This window comes from Streptomyces sp. CB02261 (assembly GCF_001905665.1).
Taxonomy (GTDB): domain Bacteria; phylum Actinomycetota; class Actinomycetes; order Streptomycetales; family Streptomycetaceae; genus Streptomyces.
The window spans coordinates 136072-159299 of the sequence record NZ_LIVX01000015.1 but is presented as its reverse complement, the minus strand read 5'-3'; the positions used below and the strand labels follow the sequence as shown (position 1 = coordinate 159299).

Annotated in this window: 24 protein-coding genes; 8 read left to right on the top strand and 16 right to left on the bottom strand. The window is 72.5% G+C overall.

From position 1 onward, the window contains the following. From AMK29_RS34720 to AMK29_RS34665, 12 genes are all read right to left on the bottom strand, one after another. A partial coding sequence (locus AMK29_RS34720; RefSeq protein WP_158071377.1) for a homocysteine S-methyltransferase family protein occupies positions 1–1233 on the bottom strand: 1233 nt, incomplete at its 3' end. After that, positions 1230–2213 (bottom strand): carbohydrate kinase family protein, encoded by a 984-nt coding sequence (locus AMK29_RS34715; protein ID WP_073820062.1) that lies wholly within the window; start codon positions 2211–2213, stop codon positions 1230–1232. The genes AMK29_RS34715 and AMK29_RS34720, both read right to left, overlap by 4 nt. A 1-nt stretch (position 2214) precedes the next feature. Continuing rightward, positions 2215–3423 (bottom strand): methionine adenosyltransferase, encoded by a 1209-nt coding sequence (metK, locus tag AMK29_RS34710; RefSeq protein WP_073820061.1) that lies wholly within the window; start codon positions 3421–3423, stop codon positions 2215–2217. Beyond that, positions 3420–3671, bottom strand: coding sequence for an acyl carrier protein (locus AMK29_RS34705; protein WP_073820060.1), 252 nt, complete (start codon positions 3669–3671; stop codon positions 3420–3422). Before AMK29_RS34705 ends, metK begins: the two co-directional genes overlap by 4 nt. 19 nt (positions 3672–3690) lie before the next feature. Next, a complete protein-coding gene (gene acpS, locus AMK29_RS34700; RefSeq protein WP_079197252.1) occupies positions 3691–4128 on the bottom strand; it encodes a holo-ACP synthase in 438 nt (145 codons plus the stop codon). 1 nt (position 4129) lies between these two features. Further along, positions 4130–5029, bottom strand: a complete 900-nt coding sequence (locus tag AMK29_RS34695; RefSeq protein WP_073820059.1) for a hypothetical protein — start codon at positions 5027–5029, stop codon at positions 4130–4132. A 52-nt stretch (positions 5030–5081) separates the two neighbouring features. Continuing rightward, the gene (locus AMK29_RS34690; RefSeq protein ID WP_073820058.1) at positions 5082–5975 is read right to left on the bottom strand and encodes a diiron oxygenase; all 894 of its coding nucleotides are present in this window, start codon (positions 5973–5975) and stop codon (positions 5082–5084) included. Positions 5976–5998: 23 nt separating this feature from the next. Next, complete coding sequence (locus AMK29_RS34685) at positions 5999–7042, bottom strand: class I SAM-dependent methyltransferase (RefSeq protein WP_073820057.1); 1044 nt, start codon at positions 7040–7042, stop codon at positions 5999–6001. Positions 7043–7133: 91 nt separating this feature from the next. Next, the gene (locus AMK29_RS34680) at positions 7134–7985 is read right to left on the bottom strand and encodes a class I SAM-dependent methyltransferase (protein WP_073820056.1); all 852 of its coding nucleotides are present in this window, start codon (positions 7983–7985) and stop codon (positions 7134–7136) included. Between the two features lie 78 nt (positions 7986–8063). After that, positions 8064–8603 (bottom strand): MaoC/PaaZ C-terminal domain-containing protein, encoded by a 540-nt coding sequence (locus AMK29_RS34675; protein ID WP_073820055.1) that lies wholly within the window; start codon positions 8601–8603, stop codon positions 8064–8066. A 121-nt stretch (positions 8604–8724) separates the two neighbouring features. After that, on the bottom strand, positions 8725–9894 hold the full coding sequence (locus AMK29_RS34670; RefSeq protein WP_241845816.1) for a trans-sulfuration enzyme family protein: 1170 nt from the start codon (positions 9892–9894) through the stop codon (positions 8725–8727). A 76-nt stretch (positions 9895–9970) separates the two neighbouring features. Continuing rightward, on the bottom strand, positions 9971–11410 hold the full coding sequence (locus AMK29_RS34665) for an MFS transporter (protein ID WP_073820053.1): 1440 nt from the start codon (positions 11408–11410) through the stop codon (positions 9971–9973). A 176-nt stretch (positions 11411–11586) separates the two neighbouring features. Between AMK29_RS34665 and AMK29_RS34660 the strand changes: the two genes are divergently transcribed. The 3 genes from AMK29_RS34660 to cpt all read left to right on the top strand — a co-directional run bounded on the left by AMK29_RS34660 (position 11587) and on the right by cpt (position 14229). Continuing rightward, positions 11587–12249 carry an HD domain-containing protein gene (locus AMK29_RS34660; protein WP_073820052.1) on the top strand — a complete coding sequence of 221 codons (663 nt, stop codon included), beginning with the start codon at positions 11587–11589 and terminating at the stop codon, positions 12247–12249. A 200-nt stretch (positions 12250–12449) separates the two neighbouring features. Next, entirely contained in the window at positions 12450–13652 is a 1203-nt protein-coding gene (locus tag AMK29_RS34655; protein WP_073820072.1) for a Cmx/CmrA family chloramphenicol efflux MFS transporter, read from the top strand. Between the two features lie 55 nt (positions 13653–13707). Further along, positions 13708–14229, top strand: a complete 522-nt coding sequence (gene cpt, locus AMK29_RS34650) for a chloramphenicol phosphotransferase CPT (RefSeq protein WP_073820051.1) — start codon at positions 13708–13710, stop codon at positions 14227–14229. Positions 14230–14295: 66 nt separating this feature from the next. On the opposite strand, the gene AMK29_RS34645 is transcribed toward cpt, so the two are convergent. Both AMK29_RS34645 and AMK29_RS34640 read right to left on the bottom strand, forming a co-directional pair. Beyond that, the gene (locus AMK29_RS34645) at positions 14296–14565 is read right to left on the bottom strand and encodes a DUF4031 domain-containing protein (protein WP_073820050.1); all 270 of its coding nucleotides are present in this window, start codon (positions 14563–14565) and stop codon (positions 14296–14298) included. 37 nt (positions 14566–14602) lie between these two features. Then, on the bottom strand, positions 14603–14959 hold the full coding sequence (locus tag AMK29_RS34640; RefSeq protein WP_073820049.1) for a hypothetical protein: 357 nt from the start codon (positions 14957–14959) through the stop codon (positions 14603–14605). A 145-nt stretch (positions 14960–15104) separates the two neighbouring features. Between AMK29_RS34640 and AMK29_RS34635 the strand changes: the two genes are divergently transcribed. Beyond that, complete coding sequence (locus tag AMK29_RS34635) at positions 15105–16022, top strand: MurR/RpiR family transcriptional regulator (protein ID WP_073820048.1); 918 nt, start codon at positions 15105–15107, stop codon at positions 16020–16022. A gap of 86 nt (positions 16023–16108) precedes the next feature. Beyond that, entirely contained in the window at positions 16109–17044 is a 936-nt protein-coding gene (gene murQ, locus AMK29_RS34630) for an N-acetylmuramic acid 6-phosphate etherase (protein WP_073820047.1), read from the top strand. Positions 17045–17072: 28 nt separating this feature from the next. On the opposite strand, the gene AMK29_RS34625 is transcribed toward murQ, so the two are convergent. Beyond that, a complete protein-coding gene (locus AMK29_RS34625) occupies positions 17073–18569 on the bottom strand; it encodes an alpha/beta hydrolase (RefSeq protein WP_079197250.1) in 1497 nt (498 codons plus the stop codon). Between the two features lie 101 nt (positions 18570–18670). Between AMK29_RS34625 and AMK29_RS34620 the strand changes: the two genes are divergently transcribed. Continuing rightward, on the top strand, positions 18671–19123 hold the full coding sequence (locus tag AMK29_RS34620) for a hypothetical protein (RefSeq protein ID WP_073820045.1): 453 nt from the start codon (positions 18671–18673) through the stop codon (positions 19121–19123). A gap of 31 nt (positions 19124–19154) precedes the next feature. Here the strand turns inward: AMK29_RS34620 and AMK29_RS34615 are convergent, their stop codons facing one another. Then, positions 19155–19625, bottom strand: a complete 471-nt coding sequence (locus AMK29_RS34615; RefSeq protein WP_073820044.1) for an SRPBCC domain-containing protein — start codon at positions 19623–19625, stop codon at positions 19155–19157. A 153-nt stretch (positions 19626–19778) separates the two neighbouring features. Here AMK29_RS34615 and AMK29_RS34610 point away from each other — a divergent pair, with 153 nt between their 5' ends. Then, positions 19779–21449, top strand: coding sequence for a hypothetical protein (locus AMK29_RS34610; protein WP_073820043.1), 1671 nt, complete (start codon positions 19779–19781; stop codon positions 21447–21449). After that, positions 21439–23136 carry a hypothetical protein gene (locus AMK29_RS34605; RefSeq protein WP_073820042.1) on the top strand — a complete coding sequence of 566 codons (1698 nt, stop codon included), beginning with the start codon at positions 21439–21441 and terminating at the stop codon, positions 23134–23136. The genes AMK29_RS34610 and AMK29_RS34605 overlap by 11 nt, the downstream gene beginning before the upstream one ends. Positions 23137–23228 lie beyond the last annotated feature (92 nt).

Genomic DNA, 23228 nt, shown 5'->3' with positions numbered 1-23228 from the left:
GATCGGGAGGGTGGAGGCGGTGGCGAAACGGCCGGCCAGCTCCTCCATGTCGGCGACGCCGTCGCGGCCCACGTAGTCCACGCACAGGTCGAGCATGTGCGCGCCCTCGCGGATCTGGTCGCGGGCCATCTCGACGCAGTCGTCCCAGCGCGCTTCGAGCATCGCCTCGCGGAACTTCTTCGAGCCGTTGGCGTTGGTGCGCTCGCCGATCGCCAGGTACGCGGTGTCCTGCCGGAACGGCACATGGCTGTACAGGGACGAGGCGCCCGGCTCGGGCGTCGGCCGCCGGTCGAGGACTGCGGCGCCCCGGACCCGGTCCACGATCTGCCGCAGGTGCTCCGGGGTCGTCCCGCAGCAGCCGCCGACCAGGGCGGGCCCGTAGTCCCGTACGAACGCCTCCTGCGCGTCGGCCAGTTCGGCCGGGGACAGCGGGTAGTGGGCGCCGTCGGAGGTGAGGACGGGCAGGCCGGCGTTCGGCATGACGGAGAGCGGGATGCGCGAGTGGCGTGCCAGGTGCCGCAGGTGCTCGGCCATCTCCGCCGGGCCCGTGGCGCAGTTCAGGCCGATCATGTCGATGCCCAGCGGCTCCAGCGCGGTGAGCGCCGCCCCGATCTCGGAGCCGAGGAGCATCGTGCCCGTCGTCTCCACGGTGACCTGCACGATGACCGGGAGGTCCAGGCCGGCCCGGACCAGGGCGCGGCGGGCGCCGACGACGGCCGCCTTCGTCTGGAGCAGGTCCTGCGAGGTCTCGACGAGGAGGGCGTCGGCGCCGCCCCTGATCAGGCCCTCCGCGTTCTGCTGGAAGGCCTCGCGGAGCGGCTCGTACGTCACGTGGCCGAGGGTGGGCAGCTTCGTACCGGGGCCCATGGAGCCGAGGACCCAGCGGGGGCGGCCGTCGGCGGCCGTGTGCGCGTCCGCGGTGGTGCGGGCGATCCGGGCGCCGGCCTCGGACAGCTCGTACACCTGGTGCTCGATGCCGTACTCGGCGAGCGCCGCGAGGTTCGCTCCGAAGGTGTTGGTCTCGACGCAGTCCACGCCCACGGAGAAGTAGGCGTCGTGGACGGAGGCGACGATGTCGGGGCGCGTGAGGTTGAGGATCTCGTTGCAGCCCTCCAGGTTGCGGAAGTCGTCCAGGCTCGGGTCGGCGGTCTGGAGCATGGTGCCCATCGCCCCGTCGGCGACGACGACCCGCTTGGCGAACTCGTCCCGGAGCGGGGGCCGGGCAGTGCTCATGACAGCCCCCGCAAGGGGGTGACCAGCGTCGCCGTGCAGCCCACCCCGTACGTGGTCCTGATCCGGTCCAGGAGCGGTTCCCGGTGCAGCCGGTACTCCTGCGTCCCCACGTAGTCGAGGACGGTCGCGGCGACGGCGCAGCCCAGCTGCGCCGCGCACCGCTCCGGCACGCCCCACAGCGTCCCGGCGAGGAACCCGGCCCTGAAGGCGTCGCCGACGCCGGTAGGGTCGACGACGGCGGGGACCTCGACCGCCGGCACGGCCAGCGGTTCGCGGCCCTCGCCGCGGATGCGGACGCCGGCCTCGCCGTGGGTGGTGATCCAGGTGCCGACGCGGCGCAGCACCTCCGGCTCCGCCCAGCCGGACTTCTCCAGGAGCAGGGCCGTCTCGTACTCGTTGGTGAACAGGTACCGGGCTCCGTCCACCAGCTCCCGCACCTGGTCCCCGTCGAGCCGCGCCAGCTGCTGCGACGGGTCGGCGGCGAAGGGGATGCCGAGGTCCCGGCAGGTGCGGGTGTGCCGGAGCATCGCCTCGGGGTCGTCCGGGGAGACCAGGACGAGTTCCAGGCGGCCGGTGCGGGCGACGACGTCCCTCAGGTCGATCTCGCGCGCCTCGGCCATCGCCCCCGCGTAGAAGGTGGCGATCTGGTTCTGGGCCCGGTCGGTGGTACAGACGAACCGGGCGGTGTGGAGCGACTCGCTGACGCGCACCGAGTCGGTGTCCACACCGTGGTCCTTCAGCCAGACGCGGTACGGGTCGAAGTCGGCGCCGACCGCGCCCACGAGGACGGGCCGGAGGCCGAGGACGCCGAGTCCGAAGGCGATGTTCGCTGCCACTCCGCCGCGCCTGACCTCCAGGTTGTCGGCGAGGAACGACAGGGAGACCCGGTCGAGCCGGTCGGCGAGCAGCTGCTCGCTGAACCAGCCGGGGAAGGTCATCAGATGGTCGGTCGCGATGGATCCCGTGACAGCGATGCGCATCTCAGGCCCCCGCTGCCTTCTTCAGGGCCTCCACGCGGTCCGTGCGCTCCCAGGTGAACTCGGGCAGCTCGCGGCCGAAGTGGCCGTACGCCGCCGTCCTGGCGTAGATCGGCCGCTTGAGGTCCAGGTCGCGGATGATCGCCGCGGGCCGCAGGTCGAAGACGGCGCCGACCGCCTCCTGGATCCGCTCGTCCGGCAGGGTGCCGGTGCCGAAGGTCTCCACGAAGAGGCCGACCGGTTCGGCCTTGCCGATCGCGTACGCCACCTGTACCTCGCAGCGGCGGGCGAGGCCGGCCGCGACGACGTTCTTCGCGACCCAGCGCATGGCGTACGCGGCCGAGCGGTCCACCTTCGACGGGTCCTTGCCGGAGAACGCGCCGCCGCCGTGCCGGGCCATCCCGCCGTAGGTGTCGATGATGATCTTCCGGCCGGTGAGTCCGGCGTCGCCCATGGGGCCGCCGATCTCGAAGCGCCCGGTCGGGTTGACCAGGAGGCGGTAGCCGTCGGACTCCAGGACGACGCCCTCCTCGACGAGCTCCTTGAGGACGTGCTCGACGACGTACTCGCGCACGTCCGGGGCGAGCAGGCCCTCGACGGAGATGTCGGCGGCGTGCTGCGAGGACACGACGACCGTGTCGAGGCGGACCGGGCGGTCCCCGTCGTACTCGATGGTGACCTGGGTCTTGCCGTCGGGCCGCAGGTACGGCACGGTGCCGTTCTTGCGGACCTCGGTCAGCCGGCGCGACAGCCGGTGCGCCAGGGCGATCGGCAGCGGCATCAGTTCGGCCGTGTCGTCGCAGGCGTAGCCGAACATGAGGCCCTGGTCTCCGGCGCCCTGGGCGGCGAGCTCGTCGCCCGCGCCCTCGACCCGGGACTCGTACGCCGAGTCGACGCCCTGCGCGATGTCCGGCGACTGTGCGCCGATGGACACCGACACCCCGCAGGAGGCGCCGTCGAAGCCCTTCGCGGAGGAGTCGTAGCCGATGTCGAGGACGGCCTCGCGGACCAGCTTCGCTATCGGCGCGTACGCGGTGGTGGTGACCTCGCCGGCGATGTGCACCAGACCCGTGGTGATCAGGGTCTCCACCGCCACCCGCGAGGACGGGTCCTCGGTGAGGAGCGCATCGAGGATGGTGTCGCTGATCCGGTCGGCGATCTTGTCGGGGTGGCCCTCGGTCACCGACTCGGAGGTGAAGAGGCGGCGGCTCATGCCTGGACCTCCACCGCGGCCGTGAAGAAGTGCCGCTCGATGGCGGCGAGGGTACGGATGGACTCGACCTCCAGGGTCTCCATCTGGATGGCGGTGCCGCTCTCCTGCTCCAGCAGGAAGACGAACTCGACGAAGGACAGCGAGTCGATGAGCCGGTTCTCGATCAGGTCGAGGTCGGGCGCGATGTCCTGGCGCTCGGGGTGACGCGCGAGGATCCAGCTCTTCACCGTCTGCAGGCCGTCGGCCATGGTTGAACTCCTTTAGCTGCTACTGGATGGGTGTGGCGGGGGCGATGATCGGGGCGGCCACCGCCACCGCGTAGTCCACGTCGTGGCTGATGGACACGGTGATCTCGGTGATGCCGGACGCGGCGGCCATCTCGGCGGCCGACCGGTGCAGCTCCACGAGCGGCCAGCCGCCCTCGGAGCGCCGCACCACGATGTCCGGCCAGGGCAGGAACCTGCCCCTGACCCGTAGGGTCTTGAAGGCCGCCTCCTTGGCCGCGATCCGCCCGCACAGGCTCAGCACGTCGAGCCCGGAGGAGGTGCGGCAGTCGGCGAGCTCGCCGGGGGTGAGCATCCGCTCGAAGAACCGCTCCCCGTACTGGTTGAGGAGCGTGCGGACACGGTTGACGGACACGATGTCCATGCCGAGGTTCGCCCACCCCAGGCCGCCCGCCGGCGGGGCGGCGGGACGGGCCGGCACGTCAGATCACCGGCCCGGCCGCGCCACTCGCACCGGTCCGCGCGCGGGCGTTCGCGTCGAGCACCGCCCGTGTGGCGGCGTCCCAGCCGCCGTGGCGGCGGGTCAGTGCGGACAGCCAGCGTTCGAGGCCGAAGGCGACGCAGCTGGTGAAGGCCGGTCCGCCGGACGACCCGAGCGTGATGTCGCACCGGTCGCCGAAGAAGTTCCGGTGGGTGTTGACCGAGGCGATGGCCAGGTCCTCGTACAGGAACTCGTACTTCACCGGGGTGAGCCGCTGGAGCAGCGCCTTCGAGCCGCCCTTGTCGAAGAACGGGTCGCAGGCGGCCTCCTTGCGCAGCGGCAGGTCGAGCGCGGCGGCGAAGCCCTGGATCTTCTCGGTGAAGTCGGCGAGGTGGGTCTCGGCGTGTTCGCGGGTGCCGATGGCGACGATCTCCCGCATGCGGAAGCCGAGCTGGCGCCGCATCCCCTCGTAGTGGGTCTCCTTGCGGAAGCACCAGGAGCAGATGGTGACGAGGGTGTCGTCGGCGACCCGGGTGCCCTGGTGGTCGAGGTAGACGGCGTAGCAGGACGCCGAGGGCAGTCCGAGCGCGGCGGGTTCGAGGGCGTCGCTCGGGAAGCGGCCGGTGTCGGCGGAGAAGGGCGCGGTCTCCCGGCGTTCCAGGTCGAGCGGGGTGGCGACGACGGCCTGGTGCGGGAAGTTGTCGTAGTAGTCGAGCTTCGCGAGGTCGGCGGCCGGCAGGAGCGGGGGCATGGTCATCGGGCGGGCGCCCGCGGTCACGCCCCAGCTCTCGAAGGTGTCGTCGAGGAGCCGCAGCAGGCGGGTCCCCTCCGGGCCGAGCGAGGGCAGGCCCCTCGCCTGCCCCGGGGCTGCCCCGGCGGTCGCGGGGGTCGTCACGGTCATGGTCACTTCACCTCTCGGGTGGGAGGTCCGGGGGCATCCCCTAGGGGCGCGCTCAGACGACGGGCAGGGTGTCGTCGGAGAAGATCCCGGTCCTCAGGAAGAAGGAGAGCGGCTTGCGGATGGCCTTGCGCTCGTGGGGGCGGCGGCTCGGGTCGGCGACCAGCGCGTTGCGCAGGGCGAGCGGGTCGGGGATGCCGGCGTCGCGGTACACGTGGGGGTTGTAGAGGGAGTTGACGCTGTAGACGACGTACCGCTTGAGGTACGCCTCCACCTCGCGGACCCGGTCGGCGCTCACGGCCTGGCACATGCGGCTGTACAGGAGGGAGACCAGCTCGCGCCCGAAGGCGATGTGGCGGGACTCGTCCTGGTGGTGGATGCGGTTGACCTCGCGGATGGTGTGGCAGAGGGACTCGTCCTTCGCCATCCGGGAGTTGTAGTGGTCGACGAGCTCCTCGAAGAAGAGGATGCGGGTGAAGACGAGGAAGTTCTCCACCTCCGGCTCCCAGGCCGCGTCGGCGCGCATGGCGGTGGAGCCGTAGATCTTGTTGCCGTAGCGGCGGCAGAACTCGGAGAAGAACCACATGTGTTCGTTCTCCTCGCCGATGAAGTGGTGGAAGAAGTCCGAGGGCACCTCGAAGCCGGGCATGTGGATGCGGCCGACGACCTCGATGAGCAGCTCGCGGATGCCGTGCACGTTGAGGCTGTAGAAGTTGACGGACTCCCACTTCGACAGGCGCTGCAGCGTGTCCTCGCCGAGGGTGTCGTAGTGCTCGGTGCCGTAGACGGTGAGCAGCTCCGGCGTCATCCAGAAACGGTTCTCCTCCAGCGTTTCGGGCCACTGGAAGGTCTGGTACGGGTTGTAGTAGTCCTCGACCGAGCGCTCGCTGAGCCGCTCCAGGACCTCCAGGAACCGGTCGGTGACGGGCAGGGGGGCGGTCACGCCCATGGCGGTAACTCCTCTTGGTCGGATTACGGGCGGACTTCGTAGACCGCGTTGACCGGGGTCTCCGTGGCGCGGCGCCAGCGGGTGAAGCCGGCCTCCTCCGCGATGGCCCGGAAGGCCTTCTCGCCCGAGTGGTTGCCGAGCGCGTGCGGGCCGCGCTGGGCGACCGCGACGGGCAGGCACATCACGGCCGACAGGGCCATGAACATGCGGGCGGCGGGCGTCTGGACGTCGACGTCCTGCGGGGACACGTTCGACTCGACGAGCATCCAGGTGCCGTCGGCGTCCAGCGACTTGTGGACGTGCCGGGCGGCGGCGACCGGGTCGCCCATGTCGTGCAGGGCGTTGAAGAAGCACACCAGGTCGTAGCCGGAGCCGGGGTAGTCGTCGGCCGACGCGACCTCGAAGACGACCCGGTCGGAGAGTCCGGCCTCCTCGGCCAGCTCCCGCGCGATCGAGATGGCCTCCTCCGAGTAGTCGAAACCGTGGACGGTGGCGTTCGGGAAGGCGCGGGCGATGAGGAGGGTGGTGTGGCCGACGCCGCAGCCGACGTCCGCGACCGTGCCGCCGTCCGCCAGCTTGTCGGTGACCTGGTGGAGGGCGGGCAGCCACTCCGGGACCAGCTTGTGCTCGTACGTCGGCTGGAAGAAGGAGCCCATGCCGGTGTCGAGGGCCGCGTCGTGCTCGGCCCAGCCGACGCCGTCGCCGGTGCGGTACGCCTCGACCAGCAGGTCCTCGGTGGCGTACAGCGCCTTCAGGGCGGTGAAGAACCCGGCGGCGTACGTGACGGCCTTCGGGTCGGCGAGCACCTCGACGTGGTCGGCGGGGAGCGTGTACGTGCGGGAGCTCGGGTGCCGCTCGACGTACCCGGCGGAGAGCTGGGCGTGCAGCCACTCCTCGACGTACCGCTCGTTCGTGCCGGTCGCCTCCGCGAGCTGCCCGGCGGTCAGGGGACCGCCGGCGGCCAGCGCCTTGTACAGGCCGAGGCGCTCGCCGAGGGCGACGGTCAGACCGCGGACGGCCGCGCCGGCGTCGGTGATGACCCGCTGGTGGAAGTCGTGGGCGGTCATGCGGCGGCCTCCGAGTCGTGTGCGGTGGTGCCCGGCAGGTCGCAGGTGCTGTGCCGAACCGGGGGACGACCCCCGGACCCCCGACGGGCGGTCATGCGGCCACCTCCGAGTCGCGTCCGGTCGCGCCCGGCAGGTCGCAGGTGAACAGGAAGGAGCGGGGCACGCGCGGGACGGACCGGGCCGGGACCGGGTAGGGCCAGCGGTCGAAGTCGGCGCCCGGTTCGCCGGGCTGCTTGACCTCCCGTACGGACCAGCCGCAGTCGTCGAGCAGCGCCTCGGGCTCCTCGGTGCCGAACAGCCACGGGTTGCCGTCCTCGTCCAGGGCCTTCATGAAGCCGCGGGCGAGCGGGTTCTCCAGGGCGGCCCTGGAGATGACGTCGCCGAGCAGCACGGAGCCGGGGGCGGCGTGCGCGGAGAGCGTCGAGATCAGGGTCCGTACGGCCGGCTCGGGCAGGAAGAAGAGCAGGCCCTCGACGACCCACAGGACGGGCTCGTCGCTCTTCCAGCCCGCCTCCTTGAGGGGTCCCGTCCAGTCCTGGGTCAGGTCGACGGGGACGGTGACCCGGGTGCGGCCGGCCGGCCGGGGCTCGCCCGCCAGCATCTCGGCCTTGGCCTCCAGGAGGGCGGGGCGGTCGAGCTCGTAGACGGTGACGCCGTCGGGCCAGGGCAGCCGGAAGAAGCGGGTGTCCATGCCGGCGGCGAGGAAGACGACCTGGCGGATGCCCCGCTCCTCCACGGCCCGGACGATGGCGCGGTCGAGGTAGGTGGTGCGGATGGCGAGGAACGGCACGGTGCCGCCCCCGGCGTAGCGCTCCAGCAGTTCGAAGCCGATGCGGTCGGCGACGGTGCGCGCGTAAGGATCGGCGAACAGCCGGTCCTCGCGCTCGGTCTCCAGGGCGCGCGCGGCGGCGGTCCACTGGGCGGTGCGGGATACGGCCTCCACAGGAGGTCCCCCTTCAGTTGGTTTCCGGTGATACGGACGGCCGTGTTCAGGGGCAGGGCCCGACGAAAAACGGTCTCGTCAGGCGCTCATGACGGGGGCACAGGTCGTGGCCGGTCGCGCACAGGCGACGGGGTCCTCGGCCGCGGGCATCGACGACAGATGGCCGGCCTCGGCGTCGGCGGGGCGCCGGCGGAAGATGCTGTGCAGGATCATGCTGAACACGGCCGTCCCGTCGGGGGCCACCAGGGTGCACCGCGGTTTGACGGTGCCGGTGGCGGGGTTGAACGGCGACGGGGTGGATCCGAGGATCTCGACGCGCGCGGCGAGGACGTCGCCCGGGCGGACGGGCCGCAGGTAGCGGACCTCGTCGATGCCGGGCGAGCCCATACAGGCGCTGTAGGCGAGCAGCCCGTCGACGTAGCGGCGCATGAACATCGCCTGGGTGTGGAACCCGCTCGCGATCAGGCCGCGGAACTGCGAGTGCTCCGCGAGCGCGGGGTCCGTGTGGAAGGGCTGCGGGTCGAAGCGCCTGCCGAACTCCAGCACCTCCTCCGTCGAGACGGTGACGGTGCCCAGCTCGTGGACGTCGCCGGGCCGGAAGTCCTCGAAGTAGCGCATCGCGCGCCCCCCTTGACCTAGGAGTGGTCTTTCCCTGGCGACATCCAATCTACGAATTGACCATTTATTTTGTCAACCCAAAAAAAGGCTCATGAGGATCCGGCTCCGCGTCCGACTCCCTTCAGCCGAGGGCCTGTTCGATGTCGGCCCAGAGGTCCTCCACGTGCTCGATGCCGACGGACATCCGCACCAGACCCGGGGCTATCCCGGCGGCGGCCAGCGCGGCCCCGTCCAGCTCGCGGTGCGAGGTCGACGCGGGATGCGTCACGAGGGTCTCCACCCCGCCGAGGGAGAGTGCGAGCCGGGCCAGTCGCACGCGCTCGACGAAGGCCCGGCCCGCCTCCCGGCCGCCCGCCGGCTCGAACGAGAGCAGCCCCCCGCCGCCCGCGAGCACCTCGCGCGCGACGGCGTACGAGGGGTGGCCGGGGAGCAGGGGGTGGTGGACGGCCGTGACGGCGGGGTGGGCGGTGAGCCGCTCGGCGAGGACGGTGGCGTTGGCGCAGTGCTCCCGCATCCGCAGCGGCAGCGTCGGGATCCCGCGCAGGGTCAGCCAGGCGGCGAACGGGTCCGCGCACGCGCCGAGTTCGACCGTTCGGGGCCACACCCGGCGCCGCAGGGCGTCGTCGGCGAACACGGCGGCGCCGCCGAGGACGTCGGAGTGCCCGGAGAGGTACTTGGTGGTGGAGTGGACGACGATGTCGGCGCCGCGCTCCAGCGGGCGGCACAGCACCGGCGAGGCGAGCGAGTTGTCGACGACGCTCGTCACCCCGAGCGTGCGGGCGGCGGCGAGCAGGCCCGGCAGGTCGGGGACCTGGCCGGTGGGGTTGGCGATGGTCTCCAGGATCAGCAGCCGGGTCGCGGGGTGCACGGCGGCGGCTTCGAGCTCGGCGGGATCGTCGCCCGAGATCCGTACGACCTCGATCCCGTACCGCCCGGCCAGGTCCCCGAGGACGGCGTGCGTCCCGCCGTACAGGCAGCGCTGGGCCACCACGCGGTCACCGGGCCGCAGGAGCGCGAGCAGCACCCCGCTGATCGCGCCCATCCCGGAGGCGAAGGCGATGGCCCCGGCGCCCTGTTCGAGCCCCGCGAGGGTCTGCTCCAGGGCCCGGACGGTCGGGTTGCCGCGGCGGCCGTAGACGTACGCCCCGTCCGGCCCGGCCATGGCGTCCGCGAGCTCGTCGGCGGAGTCGAAGGCGAAGGCGGAGGACAGCACGAGGGGCACGGAGAGCGGCCGGCTGCCGGTGGGCAGGGGTTCGTTGGCGACGTGCACGGCACGGGTGTTCAGTTCCACGGCTTTCCTTTCCGGATACGGGAAAGGGGCCGCCCGACGTCCGGCGACGGACATCGGGCGGCCCCTTCGGGGCGGTTCAGGCCGAGACCTTCTCGCTCTGCGGGGCGGGAGCGGCCGCGGCCTCGGCGGCGACCGTCTTGTCGCTCTTCATGACGAGCAGGGTGATCACACCGCCGGCGGCGGCGACGATCGCGGCGCCGATGAAGGCGGACGAGAAGCCGTCCGTCAGCCTGGGCAGGTTGCCGAGCTGGTCGGCGCCCTGCGACATGGCGACGGCGGTGAGGGCGGCGAGACCCAGCGCGGAGCCCACGTTGTAGGTGGTGTTGACGATGCCGGAGGCGAGACCGGCCTGCTCCTGCGGGGCGCCGGACATGGCGGCGATCATCGCCGGGATGTAGGCGAGGGACATGCCGAGCGCGGCGACCAGGGAGGCCGGCAGGACGTCGACGAGGAAGGTGCCGGTGGGCGGGACGGCCGCCAGCCAGACCAGACCGGCCGCGAGGACGAGGAGGCCGCCCGCGATGAGCGGCTTGGCACCGACCTTCATCATGAGCCGGGCCGTGATGGCCGTCATGAAGATCATGAGGAGCACGGTCATCGGGAGCAGCGCGGCACCGGACTCGAAGGCGCCGAAGCCGAGGACCTGCTGGAGGTACAGGTTGAGGAAGTACCACATCGGGATCCACGCGGCGCCGAGCAGCGTCATGGCCAGGTTGGCCGAGCCGAGGCGCGGGACGCGCCAGACGCTGAGGGGCATGAGCGGCTCGCCGATGCTCTTCTGGATCACGAAGAAGAGCGCGAGGAGGGCGGCGGCGCCGATCAGCTGGAGGATCGTGCCGGTGGATCCCCAGCCGACCTCGGGGGCGCGGACCACGGCGAAGACGGCGAGCGCGAGGCCGGCGGTGACGGCGACGGCGCCGAGGACGTCGACCGAGCCGCGGCGGGACTCGACGTTCGGGAGCACCTTGGTGGCGGCGAGGGTGGCGAGGCCGATGGGGATGTAGATGATGAAGACCCACTGCCAGCTCATCCACTCGGTGAAGACACCACCGAGGAAGACGCCCGCGGTGCCGCCTGCGGGGGCGGCGGCGCCGTAGAGCGCCATCGCCTTGCCGAGTTCCTTCGGGTCGTGCATGAAGAGCATCATCAGCAGGGTCATGGCGGAGGGCGCGATGAGCGCCCCGCCGACGCCCTGGACGGCGCGGCCCGCGATCTCGACCCAGGCGGTCTGCGCGGCGGCCGCGACGACGGATCCGGCGATCATGACGGCCCAGCCGGTGACGAAGATCCTGCGGGCCCCGACGAGGTCGGAGAGGCGTCCGCCGAGGAGCAGCAGACCGCCGAAGACGATGACGTAGGCGTTGAAGATCCACTGGAGCTCGCTCTGCGAGAAGCCCAGGTCCTTCTGCATCTCGGGGAGTGCGACCCCGATGATCGAGGTGTCCATGATGACCATGAACTGTGCGGCGGCGAGCACGACAAGTGCCCACCAGCGCCGGGGATTGACGGTTGACATTGCCCTGACCCTTCGCTCGCGTCGGGCCCCGAGCAGGCTCGGGGCATACCCCTAGGGGGTACCTGTGCGGAGCACCGTAGCATACCCATGGGGGGTATGTAAGAGTGAGCGGGGAGCGGTGGCGAGGGCGCGTGGGAAGCACCCGTTCCGCACCCCCGGGCGGGCAGAATGCCCCCATGACCGCCGAGGAACACCCCGAGCTGCTCCAGCGCTGGAACGCCACCCTGCTCGCCGCCCGCGCCGGACGCGTGGGCCCCGACCCCGCCCCGTACGGCCGGAACCTGCTGTCCCGCTGGGCCGAGCCGCAGCGCCGCTACCACACGGTCGACCACCTCCAGGCGGTCCTCGACCGCATCGACGAGCTGACCGACCAGGGCGGCGAGGGCGGCGAGCTGGAGCTCGTACGGCTCGCCGCCTGGTTCCACGACGCGGTCTACCGCCCCGACCGCTCGGAGAACGAGGAGCGCTCGGCCGCCCTGGCCGAGAAGGCCCTCACCGAGGCCGGGCTCACCGCGCACGAGGTGACGGAGGTGGCCCGCCTGGTCCGCCTCACGACCACCCACGACCCGGACCAGGGCGACCTGAACGGCGAGACCCTCTGCGACGCCGACCTGGCGATCCTCGCGACGGACCCCGATACCTACCGGGGGTACACACAGGCGGTCCGCGAGGAGTACGGCTTCGTCCCCGAGGAGGCCTTCCGCGCGGGCCGCGCCGCCGTCCTCCGCCAGCTCCTCGGCCTGCCCCGGCTCTTCCGCACCCCGTACGGGGCGGCGGTGTGGGAGGAAAAGGCACGGGAGAACCTGGAGAAGGAACTCGCGGAGCTCACGGCGCGCTGAGGCCGGGACGGCATCCGGCGCCCGTCTCGCATCCCGAGAAATCCACCGCACCCGGAATGACAGGTACGAACATCGGGTTGGCACATGTCATGCCGTCTCCCTCCGCCGAGCACGCCGAGCCCACCGAGCACCCCGAACCCGCCGACCCCACGACACCGACCGCCGCGTCGCCGGCCGCGTCGCCCGCCCCCGGCACCCGCATGCCGCTGGCCGTCTACATCCTGGGTCTCTCCGTCTTCGCGCTCGGCACGAGCGAGTTCATGCTGTCGGGGCTGCTGCCGCCCATCGCGGAGGACATGAACGTCTCCATCCCCCGCGCCGGACTGCTCATCTCGGCCTTCGCCATCGGCATGGTCGTCGGCGCCCCGCTCCTCGCGGTGGCGACCCTGAGACTTCCCCGGAAGACGACCCTGATCGCCCTGATCACCGTCTTCGGCCTGGGCCAGATAGCCGGCGCGCTCGCCCCGAACTACGCGATCCTCTTCGCCTCGCGCGTGATCAGCGCCCTCGCCTGCGCGGGCTTCTGGGCGGTCGGCGCGGCGGTCGCCATCGCGATGGTCCCGGTGGGCTCCCGTGCCCGGGCCATGGCGGTCATGATCGGCGGCCTCTCCATCGCGAACGTCCTCGGCGTCCCGGCGGGCGCCTTCCTCGGCGAGCACCTCGGCTGGCGCTCCGCGTTCTGGGCGGTCGGCGCGGCCTCCGCCATCGCCCTCGTCGGCGTGGTGACCCGTATCCCGCACATCCCGCTCCCCGAGACCAAGCCCCGCCTCAAGCGGGAGCTCGCCATCTACCGCGACCGCCAGGTCCTCCTCTCCGTCGCCGTGACGGCGCTCGCGGCCGGCGGCGTCTTCTGCGCCTTCTCGTACCTCGCCCCGCTCCTCACCGACGTCTCCGGCCTCGACAAGGGCTGGGTCTCGGGCGTGCTCGCGCTCTTCGGCATCGGCGCCGTCGTCGGTACGGCGATCGGCGGCCGCGTCGCCGACGCCCACCTCTTCGGCGTGATGCTCACCGGCATCGCCGCCTCCACCGCCTTCCTGGTGGCCCTGGCCCTCTTCGCGACGAGCCCGGCCGCGACCGTCGTCCTCGCCTTCCTCCTCGGCGTCTCCGCCTTCTACACGGCGCCGGCCCTCAACGCCCGCATGTTCAACGTCGCCGGCGCCGCCCCCACCCTCGCCGGCGCCACCACCACCGCCGCCTTCAACCTCGGCAACACCGGCGGCCCCTGGCTCGGCGGCACGGTCATCGACGCGGGCCTCGGCTTCGCCTCCACGGCCTGGGCGGGCGCGGCGATGACGGCCCTCGGCCTCGGCACGGCGGCGGTGGCCCTGAAGCTGCACCGGTCACCGTCCCGCGTGGTGACGTCCGGCGTCCCGCAGCCCGAGAAGGCCGCGGCCCGCTGCTGAAATCGGGTGCGCAGGCCGCCGCCACCCTCCTACGGTGGGCAGGGTGACCCCACAGATGATCATCCTCAACGGCGGTTCCAGCGCGGGCAAGTCCGGGATCGTACGGTGCCTCCAGGCCGTCCTGCCCGAGCCCTGGCTCGCGTTCGGCGTCGACTCGCTCATCGACGCCATGCCCCTGAAGATGCAGGGCTCCGACACCGGGATCGCGTTCGCCCCCGACGGCGGGGTGGACGTCGGGCCGGAGTTCCGCGCCCTCGAAGCGGCCTGGGCCACCGGCCTCGCGGCGATGGCCCGCGCGGGCGCCCGGATCATCGTCGACGACGTCTTCCTCGGCGGAGCGACCGCCCAGGAACGCTGGCGGACGTACGTCGGCGACCTGGACGTCCTCTGGGTCGGCGTCCACTGCGCCGGCACCGTCGCCGAGGCCCGGGAGGTTGCCCGCGGCGACCGCGTCACGGGCATGGCCGCGAAGCAGGCGACGACGGTGCACGAGGGAGTGGCCTACGACCTGGAGGTCGACACCACCCGCACGGAGTCCCTGGAGTGCGCGCGCACGATCGCGGCGCACCTCGCCTGAGGCGCGCGCCCCGCCCGCCCGGAGATGAACGGGCGGCGCTCAGGCCCCCGGCGGACCGGACGGCTCTCAGGCCACCGGGCGGCTCTTCGGCCGCCGCAGGCCCGCGTCCGTCAGGCGGCGCAGCAGTTCCTTGGAGCCGACCTCGATCGCGCCGCGCGCCACCGCGTCCGCGTAGCGGTCCGAGGGGATGTCGTAGTGGTCGCGCTCGAACGCGCGGGGCGGGGCGCCCATCGCGGCGGCGAAGGTGTGCAGTTCCTCGAACGAGACGTCGCTGACCAGGTGCGACCACATGCGGCCGTGGCCCGGCCAGGTCGGCGGGTCGATGTAGAGGGTCATGCCCCGCCCCCCTTCACCTCGTGCCGCGCCCGCCCTCTCACGTCAGCCCGCCCACCGGCGCGACCACCACGCCCTGCTTGCCGCAGACCCAGTGCGGGTCCGGGCCCAGCTCCGGTTCCACGTCCAGGGCGTGCGGGCCGCCCGTGGAGCAGACCGGGCAGAGCGGCCAGCGCCCGTACCGTTCGAGGAGGGCGTCCTGAACGTCCTGGGCAACGAGGCCGGCGACGTACGTCACGCCCTCGGGCCACTGCTCGACCCACCAGCGGCGGTGGGTCACCGAGTCCTCCACCATCGACACGACCTCGGCGGCAGCGACCTTCCGGGCCGCGAGGTCGGCCAGTACCAGTGCGCGAGCGGCGTGCAGCGCCTGCTCCACGGGGTCGATGTCGTCCATGCAGTCATTGTCACCCGTTCGGCGCGGCCGGTGCGAAGCCTCCGGCGGATCCGTCGGACCGGCGGACGGCACCTGCCGAAAGTCCCGCCCGGATACGGGCCCACGGGGCTTGTCCCCCCACCTCTCCGAAAGTATCTTTCAGCCTGTGACCAATGATGTGAAGGAAAGTTTCATGAGCGACGCGCCGCCCGCACCCGCCGCCCTCGCGGCCAAGGTGCGGACCCTCGCGCCGTCCATGACCCGCTCCATGCAGCGGGTCGCCGAGGCCGTCGCCGGAGACCCGGCCGGCTGCGCCGCGCTCACGGTCACCGGCCTCGCCGAGCTCACCGGCACCAGCGAGGCGACCGTCGTCCGCACCGCCCGCCTCCTCGGCTACCCCGGCTACCGCGACCTGCGCCTCGCGCTCGCCGGCCTCGCCGCCCAGCAGCAGTCCGGCCGCGCGCCCGCCGTCACCGCCGACATCGCCGTCGACGACCCGGTGGCCGACGTCGTCGCCAAGCTGGCCTACGACGAGCAGCAGACCCTCGCCGACACCGCCGCCGGACTCGACACCGTGCAGCTCGGCGCCGCCGTCACCGCCCTCGCCACCGCCCGCCGCGTCGACATCTACGGCGTCGGCGCCTCCGGCCTCGTCGCCCAGGACCTCGGCCAGAAGCTCCTCCGCATCGGCCTCATCGCGCACGCCCACAGCGACCCGCACCTCGCCGTCACCAACGCCGTACAGCTCCGCTCCGGCGACGTGGCCATCGCCATCACCCACTCCGGCTCCACCGGCGACGTCATAGAGCCGCTGCGGGCCGCCTTCGACCACGGCGCCACCACCGTCGCGATCACCGGCCGCCCGGACGGTCCCGTCACCCAGTACGCCGACCACGTCCTCACCACCTCCACCGCCCGCGAGAGCGAACTGCGCCCCGCGGCCATGTCGTCCCGGACCAGTCAACTCCTTGTCGTGGACTGCCTGTTCACCTGCGTCACACAGCGCACGTACGAGACGGCGGCCCCTGCCCTCGCCGCCTCGTACGAGGCCCTCGCCCACCGCCACTCCCCCCGCACCCGCTGACGCCCACGCGCCGCCGCGGCGACAGCCACGGCCACGACGCCAGCGCCCGACCTCAGCGCCGAACCACAGCACCGAAAGAGCCGCACGTGTCTGCTACGTACTCCGAACTCCGCGCCCAGCTCGCCACCCTGACCACCGAGGCCTTCCGCCCCGAGCTCGCCGAGATCGACCAGCTGCCGACCGCCGAGATCGCCGCGCTCATGAACGCCGAGGACCAGACCGTCCCCGCCGCCGTCGCCCGCCGGCTCCCCGCCATCGCCGCCGCCATCGACGCCACCGCCGAGCGCATGGCCCGCGGCGGACGGCTCGTCTACATGGGCGCCGGCACCGCCGGCCGCCTCGGCGTCCTCGACGCCAGCGAGTGCCCGCCCACCTTCAACACCGACCCCTCCCAGGTCGTCGGCCTCATCGCGGGCGGCCCGTCCGCCATGGTCAAGGCCGTCGAGGGCGCCGAGGACTCGAAGGAGCTCGCGGTACGGGACCTCACCGCGCTCGGCGTCACCGCCGACGACACCGTCGTCGGCATCTCCGCCTCCGGCCGCACCCCGTACGCCATCGGCGCCGTCGAGCACGCCCGCGCCCTCGGCGCGCTCACCATCGGCCTGTCCTGCAACACCGACAGCGCGCTCGCCGCCGCCGCCGAGCACGGCATCGAGGTCGTCCCCGGCCCCGAACTGCTCACCGGCTCGACCCGGCTCAAGGCGGGCACGGCCCAGAAGCTCGTCCTCAACATGATCTCGACGATCACGATGATCCGGCTCGGCAAGACCTACGGGAACCTGATGGTCGACGTCCGCGCCTCCAACGACAAGCTCCAGGCCCGCTCCCGGCGGATCGTCGCCCTCGCCACCGGCGCCCCGGACGAGCAGATCGAGGCCGCCCTCGCCGCCGCCGACGGGGAGGTGAAGAACGCGATCCTCATGATCCTCGCCGACATCGACGCCCCGACGGCCGCGCACCGGCTCCAGGACTCCCAGGGCCACCTGCGTGCGGCGCTGCACGCGACCGAGCCCCCCGCGTAACGCCCCCACCACCACGCCGGACGGAGGCTCAGCGGCAGAGCACGTCCCCGGACGATCGCACGCCCTCCGTGAGGAAACGGGTCACCGCCCGGTCCCCGCAGGCGTTCCCGTTGCCCAGGTAGACCCCGTGCCCGCCGTGGTCGACGGTGACGAGCCGCGCCCGGTCGCCGAGCGCCGCCCGCATCCGCAGCCCCTTGGTGTACGGCGTCGCCGGGTCGCGCAGGTTCTGGATCATCAGGATGTTCGACGGACCGCGGTCGGTGACGCGGACGGGCTTCTCGACGGCGCCGCCCTTCCAGAAGGAGCAGGGCGTGATGTTCGCCGGCATGCCCGCCGTCAGCGGGTGCCGCGCCCGGTCCGCCGCGACGGCCCGCCCGTACGCCGGAACGGACCCGGGCCAGTCCACGTCGTTGCAGATCACACCCACGGTGATGGCCGCGGCCTCGTCCGGCATCGCCCCCGCGAGCTCACGCGGCAGCACCGGCTCCCCCGCCGGGTCGAGCGCCTCCGTCACGAGCCGCGCGAAGGACGGGAAGGCCGCGTCGGAGTACAGCGCGGCCTGGAACGCCTGCAGCAGCACGGACCCCGTCAGCGGCACCCCCGGCGTCGTCGTGGGGCGCGGTTCCCGGTCGAGCCGGGCCGCAAGACCGAGGACGGCCCGCCGTACGTCCCCGGGCCGCTCCGCGAGCCGCAGCCCCTCGTCCGTCCGGTCCGGGTGCGCCGCCCAGGCCGCGAAGTCCGGCAGCCGGTCCTCGGCCCCCCGCGCCATGCCCTCAAGCCAGCTCCGGGCGACCCGCGCCGGATCGGGATCGCTGCTGCTGTCGAGGACCCAGCGGTCGGTGCGCCCCGGGTACTTCTCCGCGTACACGGCCGCCACATACGTCCCGTACGACACGCTCCACGCCGACAGCTTCCGCTCGCCGAGCGCCTGCCGCAGCCGCTCCAGGTCCCGCACCTGGTTCGCCGTCGACAGACCGCGCAGCATCGCCCCGCCGTTGCGGGCGCAGGCCTCGGCGATCCGCTTCGCGCGGGCCACGTTGGCGTCGATCCCGCCGTCCGCGTCCGGCCAGGACCGCAGGGTCACCATCCACCGGTCGTCCTCGGCGAGCCCGCACCGCGCCTTCGCGGAACCGCCGACCCCGCGCGGATCGAAGGCCACCAGGTCGTACGCCCCGTCCATCTCCTCCGCCAGCGCGGCCCCCTTCTGCGCGAGCCGCTGCACCCCGGAACTACCGGGCCCGCCGGGGATCACCATCAGCGTCCCGCGCCGCGCGTCCGGCCGTCCGGCGGGCAGCCGGGAGACGGCGAGGCCGATCCGCGCACCGCCGGGATCGGCGTAGTCGAGGGGGACGGAGAGCGTGGCGCACCGCTGCCCGGGCAGCGGCTTCACGGCGGGGTCGCAGTCACCCCACTCAAGACCGGCCGCGACGGCGGGGGCGGCCCCTCCCCCGCCGAGGGCGACACCGGCGACGGCGGCGGCGGAGAGGGCGAGCATCAGGGCCTTGCGTCCACGGTTCGTTGTCATGCGCACAGCCTCGCGAATCCCGCACCCCCACCCCATCCGGCAGGCACGCCGACCGAAGGTGGGGCCAACCCCCGCCCGACCGGCCCTGATTGACTGGACCCGTGAACGCACGCGAGACATACGGGACCCGCCCGGAGTACATCGGGGAGATCCTGGGGCTCCTCGGCGAGGACGCCGTGCGCCTCTCGTACGACGAGCACCGGGAGTTCGCGGCGACGAGCCTGAACCGCTTCCCGGCCATCGGCTCCGTCCGCCTCGACCGGAGCGTCGCCGACGTCGTCGACCGCCGCGACACCTTCGACGGGGCTACCCTCGCCTCCCTCCTCGACGCCCACGCCGGACCCGACGAACTCGTCGTCGTCTTCTGGGACAACCTCCTGCCCCCGTCGATCGCCCTGCCGGCCCCCCTGGCGGCCCGGCACGCGGCCGCGATCCTCGACGAGGGCCCCACCTGCTGGCTCCTCCTGACGGACAGCGGAACCCTGATCGAGTTCCAGGACGGCGAGGGCTTCACGACGGGCAGGCCCCCGGCGGCGACGGCCCGTACGACCTGATCCACGGCCCCGGCCGCTTCCCCCGCCCCCCTCACATCGTCCTCAGGTACTCCGCGAGCCGGTCGTACTGTTCCCGGACCCCCGCCTCCATGCCCGCCGCCAGGGCCTGGTCCCTGGTCTCGTTCGACGGCCAGAAGGACGTGCTGGTCAGGGCCGTACCGCCGTCCGGGGTCGCGTCGAAGGTGAGGGTCACCCGGACCGGGTCCCCGTCCGGCATCTGCTCGAACACCTCCGTGTAGTCGAGCCGTTCGGCCGGGACGATCTCCTCGTACGTGCCCGAGAAGACGATCTCCTGGCCGTCCGGGGCGGTCTGGCCCCAGCGCCACGCGCCGCCCGCCCGGAGGTCGATGTCCACGACCGTCGTCGACAGCCCGGACACCCCGTACCACTCCCGTACGTGCCCGGGGTCCGTCCACGCCTCCCAGACCCGGCCCGGCGGGGCGTCGAAGGTACGGGTGATGACCAGCTCCCGGTCGGCCGGTGTCGTCAGCAGGGTGACCATCGTGGTCTCCCTTCACGAAGGGGGCCATTCCAGGATCACCCCGGCACCGCGGTAAAGCGAGTGAACATGTTCAACAGACGGGCGCTACAGTGCTGCCACGCGGCCGCCTCGATCACGGCGACGCCGCCATCACAGACCTGTGGGGGGTCCCCTTTGCCGCGCTCAACGCGCAGGCTTCCGCACGCCTTCGTACGTGCCGCAGCCGTCTTCGCCCTCTCGGCGGGTGTCACCGTACCCGTCGTCATCCACGCCCCGGCCGCACACGCGGACTGGACGTCCATCACCGGCACCACCGAGGACGACGGGCGCTACACCGTCACCCTGCCCAGCTCCGCGCTGTGGGTGAAGGTCAGCGTCATGTCCTCGGCCGCCGCCGACGCCACGGTCCTCGCCTCGACCGAGGAGCTGACCCCGAGCGGCAGCTGGCTCTCGACGAAGAGCCCCGTCGTCCTGCCCGAGGGCACCGCCCTCGGCGACTACCCGGTCCGGGTCGACTACCGCCTCCCCGGCGAGACCACCAAGCGGTGGACCGCCGGCACCTACGGCCACAAGCCGCACATCGGCGTCGGGAAGCTCTCCTACGACCGCGCCGCCACGACCTGGGACGACCGCCGGGCCGTGCTCACCGGCACGACCACCCTGTGGAACCCGGCCACCGGCGAGCGCACCACCGCGCCCGAGGGCACGAAGGTGCAGGTCGACCTGCCCATCGAGAACAACTCCTCGTGGCGGACCGTCACCGCGGTCGCCACCGTCGGCGCCGACGGAACGTTCAGCCTGCCGGTCACGCCCAACGGCAGCATCCAGCACGGCTCGGCCAAGGTCGTGGAGACGGCACCCGGTCTCGACCCGGACAACCCCGTCACCACTCCGCACCTGCCCGCCTCGGCGACCCTCAGGTACCGGATCAGCTCCAACGTGAGCAAGTACCGCGTCCTCGCGAGCACCGACGTGCGCGTGACCGGCCGGGTGGAGCGCCTCACCCCGGACGGCTGGAAGCCCTTCGCCGGCGTCCCCGTCGTCGCCACCGGCCTCGAGCCCGGCCACGGCGAGTCCACCGCGGTGAACGTCCTCGGCGGCATCACCAGCGCGGCGGACGGCACCTTCTCCTTCAACGCCCGCCCGTACTACGTCACGGACGCCGTCTACACCTCGCTGCGGCCCTCGCCGTACTTCGCGACCAACCCGCGCCCGTACGACAAGAACGACATCGTCGTCCCGCAGCCGCTCTCGTACAACCCGTACCGCATCACGCTGGACGCGTACGGGAAGGTCACCGCCACCGGCAAGGTGTCCGCCGGCTACTGCGACAAGGCCCAGCCGGTCGTCCTCCAGTACTCGCGCGACGGCGGGCGCACCTGGGGCACCCTGCGCTCCGGGAGCACCGACTACTACTGCCAGTACAACCTCTCCGCCTGGGGCTACACCGACGCCCGCTACCGGGTGCACCACCCGGAGACGGACGAGTTCGTCGCGAAGAGCGGGGCGGTCATCCGCCTGGCCCGCTACGAGACGCGTTTCTCCGCCTTCACCATCACGCCCACCCGGCCCGTGGTGAACGGCAAGATGACCGTCTCCGGCACCGTCCAGCGCAAGGTCAACGGCGTCTGGAAGCCCTTCCCCGGCGCCAAGCTGGCCCTGTACCTGAAGCCCAAGGGTGACACCCAGTGGTACTGGGTCACCAAGAGCATCACCACCAACACCTACGGCAACTTCAGTTACCGCGCCACCGCCTACGAGGACGCGTCCTGGATCGTCGTCCTGCAGCCCCCGGCCGGATACTTCTTCAGCGAAAGTGCGGTGAAGTACGTCGATGCGCGCTGACCTCCGTCTCTCCGTCACCGCGGTGTTCACCGCGGCCGTCCTGGCCACCACGGCCCTGCCGTCGACCGCCTTCGCCGACGAGGCACCGGCCGCGCCCAGCCCGATCGGCGTCGGCCGCGCCGTCACCGACGACACCCAGCGCGGCACCTTCTCGGTGACCGCGTGGACCGACGCCCCCCAGGCCAAGGTCACCAAGGTCGCGGCCACCGTCCGGCAGGGCGACACCGTCTACGCCACGTTCCCCTCGCTGCCCGAGCGTCCCCTCTGGCAGACCGGGTACGGGGGCACCTACCTGCTGCCGGCGGAGAGCACCCTCAAGCTCGTCGAGGACGGCGGCACGCTCCCCTCGCTCGGCACCTACGCCATCGACGTCACGGTCACCGACTCGCTCGGCAACACGCACACCCGGGCCGACGCCGGCACGCTCGACTTCCGGCTGCGCCCGCAGCTCACCTTCGGCGTCGGCAAGCCCACCTGGACCGACAAGAACGTCCGCCCCCAGGGCACCCTGATCGGCATCGAGCCCGGCTCCGGCGACACCGTCCCGCTGCCCGGCCGTACCCTCACCGTCGCACCGGTCGAGCCGACCCCGGGGTCCCCCGTCACGGCCGTGACGGACGGGACCGGAGCCTTCACCGGCGGCCCGATCCCGGTGACCGACACGGACGGCCGGTTCGTCGCCACGTACGCCGAGGACAGCGACGCGGTGCACGGCAGCGTGTCGGAGTACCGCACGGTGTGGGAGTGGGTGTCCCACCGGGTCGCCGTCACCGCCGCCGCCGACAAGCGGCGGGCGCTCAACGGCGAGGCCGTCACCATCAGCGGCCGGATGACCGACCCGAACGCGGGGAACGCCCCGCTCGCCAACCAGCCGGTCCGGGTCTCCCTCGGCTACTACGCCTACGGGACCCCGTACGGCAAGACCGTCTACACCGACGCCGACGGCCGCTACACGGCCCGTCTCATCGCGGCCTCGAACCTGGAGTCCGGTGAGGCGTGGCAGGTCACGTCCCCCGACCCGTTCCTGAGCTTCCCCGAGCGCACGGGCGCGATCGCCATCCCGTGGGAGTCCCGCATCGACCTCGTCGGCGGCGGACTGACCCCCGACGCCCGGGTGTGGGTCACCGGCCTCTTCCGGTCCCGGTACACGACGGGCTCGCGCAACGTCGGGCTCGCCCAGTACGTGCAGCTGGAGCAGTCCGCCGACGGGAAGACCGGCTGGCGGAAGCTGGCCTCCGCCCAGGCGTACGACACCTACGGGCCCAACTTCTCCCTGTCCGCGAACAGCAGCGGCGGCTACTTCCGCGTCCGCCACCTGATCAGCGATGCGTACGCCGAGTCCAGCAGCCGCGTCTTCCGGCTCGTCCGCACCCCCACCCGCATCGCCGCCATGAACGCCGGCCCCGAGCCGGTCCGCAAGGGCGCGTACGTGACCGCCACCGGCACGCTCCAGCACCACACGCGCGGCGCCTGGCGGGTCTTCGGGAACGTCCCCGTGGCCCTGCAGTTCCAGGCGAAGGGGACGACGACCTGGCGACAGGTCGCCACCGGCCGCTCGGCCGCCAACGGCACGATCAGGCTGTCGGCGAAGGCCTGGTCCGACGGCAGCTGGCGCATCCGGTACTGGGGCGACTCCACGCACTTCCACTCGCCGGCCCCGTGGGCCGACTACATCGACGTGCGCTGACCTCCTTCGTACGGGCTCCCGCACGGGGAGCCCGTACAACGCCCGAGGGCGGCACCCCCACCAGGGGGTGCCGCCCTCGTTCGCGTTCAGCG

What these genes read in the sequence shown, in the direction of transcription:
- AMK29_RS34715 (WP_073820062.1), bottom strand. Translation starts at nt 2,213, where the DNA reads ATGCGCATCGCTGTCACGGGATCCATCGCGACCGACCATCTGATGACC.
- metK (WP_073820061.1), bottom strand. Translation starts at nt 3,423, where the DNA reads ATGAGCCGCCGCCTCTTCACCTCCGAGTCGGTGACCGAGGGCCACCCC.
- AMK29_RS34705 (WP_073820060.1), bottom strand. Translation starts at nt 3,671, where the DNA reads ATGGCCGACGGCCTGCAGACGGTGAAGAGCTGGATCCTCGCGCGTCAC.
- AMK29_RS34695 (WP_073820059.1), bottom strand. Translation starts at nt 5,029, where the DNA reads ATGACCGTGACGACCCCCGCGACCGCCGGGGCAGCCCCGGGGCAGGCG.
- AMK29_RS34690 (WP_073820058.1), bottom strand. Translation starts at nt 5,975, where the DNA reads ATGGGCGTGACCGCCCCCCTGCCCGTCACCGACCGGTTCCTGGAGGTC.
- AMK29_RS34685 (WP_073820057.1), bottom strand. Translation starts at nt 7,042, where the DNA reads ATGACCGCCCACGACTTCCACCAGCGGGTCATCACCGACGCCGGCGCG.
- AMK29_RS34675 (WP_073820055.1), bottom strand. Translation starts at nt 8,603, where the DNA reads ATGCGCTACTTCGAGGACTTCCGGCCCGGCGACGTCCACGAGCTGGGC.
- AMK29_RS34665 (WP_073820053.1), bottom strand. Translation starts at nt 11,410, where the DNA reads ATGTCAACCGTCAATCCCCGGCGCTGGTGGGCACTTGTCGTGCTCGCC.
- AMK29_RS34660 (WP_073820052.1), top strand. Translation starts at nt 11,587, where the DNA reads ATGACCGCCGAGGAACACCCCGAGCTGCTCCAGCGCTGGAACGCCACC.
- AMK29_RS34655 (WP_073820072.1), top strand. Translation starts at nt 12,450, where the DNA reads ATGCCGCTGGCCGTCTACATCCTGGGTCTCTCCGTCTTCGCGCTCGGC.
- cpt (WP_073820051.1), top strand. Translation starts at nt 13,708, where the DNA reads ATGATCATCCTCAACGGCGGTTCCAGCGCGGGCAAGTCCGGGATCGTA.
- AMK29_RS34645 (WP_073820050.1), bottom strand. Translation starts at nt 14,565, where the DNA reads ATGACCCTCTACATCGACCCGCCGACCTGGCCGGGCCACGGCCGCATG.
- AMK29_RS34640 (WP_073820049.1), bottom strand. Translation starts at nt 14,959, where the DNA reads ATGGACGACATCGACCCCGTGGAGCAGGCGCTGCACGCCGCTCGCGCA.
- AMK29_RS34625 (WP_079197250.1), bottom strand. Translation starts at nt 18,569, where the DNA reads ATGACAACGAACCGTGGACGCAAGGCCCTGATGCTCGCCCTCTCCGCC.
- AMK29_RS34615 (WP_073820044.1), bottom strand. Translation starts at nt 19,625, where the DNA reads ATGGTCACCCTGCTGACGACACCGGCCGACCGGGAGCTGGTCATCACC.
- AMK29_RS34605 (WP_073820042.1), top strand. Translation starts at nt 21,439, where the DNA reads ATGCGCGCTGACCTCCGTCTCTCCGTCACCGCGGTGTTCACCGCGGCC.